Raw genomic sequence first — 278 nt, forward strand, 5'->3', positions numbered from 1 at the left:
CACATTCGCTACATACAATACAGGTTTATCTGTCAATAAGAACAAATCAGCAACCGCCACTTTTTCTTCTTTGGTTAATCCCAAAGAATAAATACTCTTACCGGTTTCCAAATGTGCTTTACAGCGGGAGAGAATCTCAAATTCTGCCTTTGCTTTAACGTCGGTTCCAACACGTGCCATCTTCTCAACACGCTGCATTTTCTTCTCAACACTCTCCAGATCTTTCAATTGCAATTCCGTATCAATGATTTCTTTATCACTCACCGGATTAATGGCTC

At 39.9% G+C, this 278-nt stretch carries 1 pseudogene; it reads right to left on the reverse strand.

What is annotated here, in order from left to right:
* Window positions 1–278 (reverse strand): annotated as a pseudogene (locus VJI93_RS08750) (hypothetical protein); the annotation flags it as partial.

Origin of the sequence: Parvimonas sp. M20 (assembly GCF_035282425.1) — a bacterium.
Lineage (GTDB): Bacteria > Bacillota > Clostridia > Tissierellales > Peptoniphilaceae > Parvimonas.